The following is a 2949-nucleotide window of genomic DNA, read 5'->3' on the forward strand; positions in this document are numbered from 1 at the left end:
AAAGACCGAACACTAACGCTCGGCACTGTCCAAGAAATCCAAGCGGTTCAGAAAGACCGAACACTAACGCTCGGCACTGTCTAAGAAATCCAAGCGGTTCAGGAAGGCCGCTGCGCAAACCGAAGACCGTTCAGGGCGACCGGGGCTACAGTTCCGAGTCACACCGGCAGCGTCTGCGCGAACGCGGCATCACGCCGTTGCTCGCCAAATCGGTTCGCCTCACGGCAGTGACCTCGCTAAATCGCGCTGGTTCATCAAACGTTCCTTTGCCTGACTTCATGCATTCAGACGCCCCAAGATTCGCTACGAACGGTACGCACACGTGCATGAGGCATTCCTCTCGCTCGCGTGTTACTTGATTTGCTGGAACCAACTCAAGACGGCGTCTGATAATATTCGCAACAGCTTCTAAGGGCGGTCCCTTGCGGAGAAAGTTAGCCCTTCAGTGCGGCGAGGTCTGCTTGCGCAGCGCGCAGGTTGTCCATCTTTTCACGGAGCTTGCCCTGCTTGTCGGCCAGCTTTTGTTGCGCTTTGGCGATCTTCTTCGCGTCGCCACGCGCGTGAGCCTCCCGGACGCTTTCCTCGGCCTTCCGGACTTCGTTCTGGACTTTCTGAACGTCGCGTTGCTTGTCCTGCATTTTCCGTTGGGCGCGATCGGTCTGACCGGCGTCCGTGCAGTGCGCCTTCACTTGCGCGAGTGCTCCCTTCAGGCGTTCGACTTGAGCGGTACTGCCGAACTGCCGGGCCGTATCGATCTGCGCTTGGATCGCATTGGAGCGCGTCGCGCAGTCCCGCGTACCTGCAGAGGCAGCGGAATGGGCGAGTAGAATGAACGGGAGGGCGGTGGCGATCAGCGTCTTTTTCATGGCAATTCCTCAATCTTGTTGACTACGAGCGGCGTCATGCGTGCTCATCGACACTTTGCCGCGCGCAGCAAGACAGCACCATCGAATAGATTCGAGAATCAATCACCGCGATAAGTCGCTCAATTTGAGCGTGAAGCGACGGTGGCACGCAGCCGGTAATCAATCTGATGCAGGACGTGCTGTTCGAGTCGCACCTAATCTACGGCGACGAGACACCGTTCCAGGTGCTGAAGGAATCGGGACGAAGGCCGCAGTGTGGGCGCAAATCAACGGCTCGGGGCCAGCAGTACGGATGTTTTCGTGTTCGCCGGGGCGCGGCGTCCAGCATGCGCATAAGCTCTATGCTGGCGTTCAGCCTGGCACCGTGCTGATGACTGACGGGTACGAACCCTACAACGGCATCGCCGACGATCACCAGCTCGTGCATCTCGGATGCTGGGCACACGTGCGCCGCAGCTCCATCAAGGCCGAGGAGTCAGTGCCGAAGGTTGCACGCTCGCCTGATCTGCTACCCACGCGCTTCGCCGTACTGATCGGGAAGCTGTTCACAGCCGAGGCGCGCAGTGCGAATTGGACGCCCGAACGCCGGCAGCGATTACGTACCCGATACAGCGCCCGCGTGGTCGCCATCATCGAGCGCATCCTGATCGAGCATCTGCCGGGCATCGTGCCGTCGAGTCTGCTCGGCAAGGCATTGCAGTACATGAGCGGACAGTGGCCCAAGCTGCTGCGATACGTCGATAACGGTAACTGGCCGATCTCGAACAACGTTATTCATGCCGCTAGCGGCATGACACAAGTTATGCCCACTCCGCCATTATGCCCCGTCGAGAATCCATGGACCACCGGTTGGGTGGATCACTGTTCCGGGGCGCTCGGATTGTCGGCATTATCACAGAGCCTCCAGGAATGCGAGCAACGGGGCGGGAAGGCGATAGCGTGTTGGCGCGATGCCGCCCGCCGTGGCGCGAGCAAGCGCGCTTTCCATGAGCTGCATGCCGGCATGCTAGGAGATCTGAGTGATGGCGTTCAACAAAGCGGTCATCGAATGTGCGATGGGCGCCGAGATGAATCTGCATCTAGGCTGCCCGCTGGGCCAGCCCAAGCCGCCCGGTCAGGCCAACGAACGCAACGGCGCCAGCGGCAAGACGGTCATCACCGATCGTGGCCCAGTCCGGGTCGACGTACCTCGTGACCGTGACGGCAGCTTCGAGCCGATCCTGATTGCCAAGCACGAACGCCGTTTCACCGGCTTCGACGAAACGCATCATCGCGATGTACGCCCGCGGCATGAGCGGCTGCGAGATTCAGGGAGTTCTGGCCGAGCACTATGGCACCGAGGTCTCGCCCGACTTCATCAGTTCGGTCACCGACGAGGTGATGGCCGAAGCGCTGAGCTGGCAGAGCCGCCCGCTCGAGACGATGTATCGGGTGATGTTCTTCGATGCGCTGCGGGTCAAGATCCGCGACGATGGCATGGTCAGCAACAAGGCCGTCTATCTGGCGCTGGGTATCCAGGCCGACGGCCAGCGCGACGTGCTGAGCCTTTGGATCGAGCAGACCGAGGGCGCCAAGTTCTGGCTCAAGGTGTTCAACGAACTGAAGACGCGCGGCTGTCAGGACATCCTGATCGCCGTGGTGGACGGCTTGAAGGGGCTGACCGGGCCTGTCAGGAATTTTGTGTTTAAGGCATAACATGCTCCCAAGGAGAGTTTATGCCTCGCAAACCGAAAGCCCAGCCGGCGGCTCTGCCGGCGATTCCGGCCGAGCTGCTCGAGCAGTTCGGCAACGGTCCGATGACAGCCGAAGCCATCAACGCCGCGACGTTGGCGCTCAAGAAGGCGCTGATCGAACGGGCATTGGGCGGCGAGATGAACCATCATCTCGGCTACCCTCCCGGTGCTGCCAAGCCGGTCAACGCCACGAATCAGCGCAATGGCAAAGGGGCCAAGACGGTTCTGACCGAAGACGGCCCGATCCGCATCGAGGTGCCGCGTGACCGCGACGGCAGCTTCGAACCCATCCTGATTCCCAAGCACGAACGGCGCTTCACGGGCTTCGACGACAAGATCGTCGCCATGTA

General features: G+C 60.7%; 2 protein-coding genes and 3 pseudogenes. 4 read left to right on the forward strand and 1 reads right to left on the reverse strand.

Translation table 11 applies throughout. The annotated features are described in order from the left end of the window. Positions 1 to 101 precede the first annotated feature (101 nt). Positions 102 to 412, forward strand: a pseudogene (locus WT24_RS33845) (transposase); the annotation flags it as partial. Positions 413 to 434: 22 nt separating this feature from the next. On the opposite strand, the gene WT24_RS28980 reads toward WT24_RS33845, so the two are convergent. Further along, a complete protein-coding gene (locus tag WT24_RS28980; protein WP_060036678.1) occupies positions 435 to 866 on the reverse strand; it encodes a DUF1090 domain-containing protein in 432 nt (143 codons plus the stop codon). A gap of 146 nt (positions 867 to 1012) precedes the next feature. On the opposite strand from WT24_RS28980, the pseudogene WT24_RS28985 reads away from it, so the two are divergent. From WT24_RS28985 to WT24_RS28995, 3 genes and pseudogenes are all read left to right on the forward strand, one after another. Beyond that, positions 1013 to 1642 (forward strand): annotated as a pseudogene (locus WT24_RS28985) (IS66 family transposase); the annotation flags it as partial. Positions 1643 to 1888: 246 nt separating this feature from the next. After that, positions 1889 to 2525: pseudogene (locus WT24_RS28990) on the forward strand (IS256 family transposase); the annotation flags it as partial. Positions 2526 to 2581: 56 nt separating this feature from the next. Beyond that, the coding region (locus WT24_RS28995; protein ID WP_179949306.1) for a transposase at positions 2582 to 2949 on the forward strand (368 nt) is incomplete at its 3' end.

The organism is Burkholderia sp. MSMB1078WGS (assembly GCF_001528895.1).
In the GTDB taxonomy this organism is placed as follows: domain Bacteria; phylum Pseudomonadota; class Gammaproteobacteria; order Burkholderiales; family Burkholderiaceae; genus Burkholderia.

What these genes read in the sequence shown, in the direction of transcription:
- WT24_RS28980 (WP_060036678.1), bottom strand. Translation starts at nt 866, where the DNA reads ATGAAAAAGACGCTGATCGCCACCGCCCTCCCGTTCATTCTACTCGCC.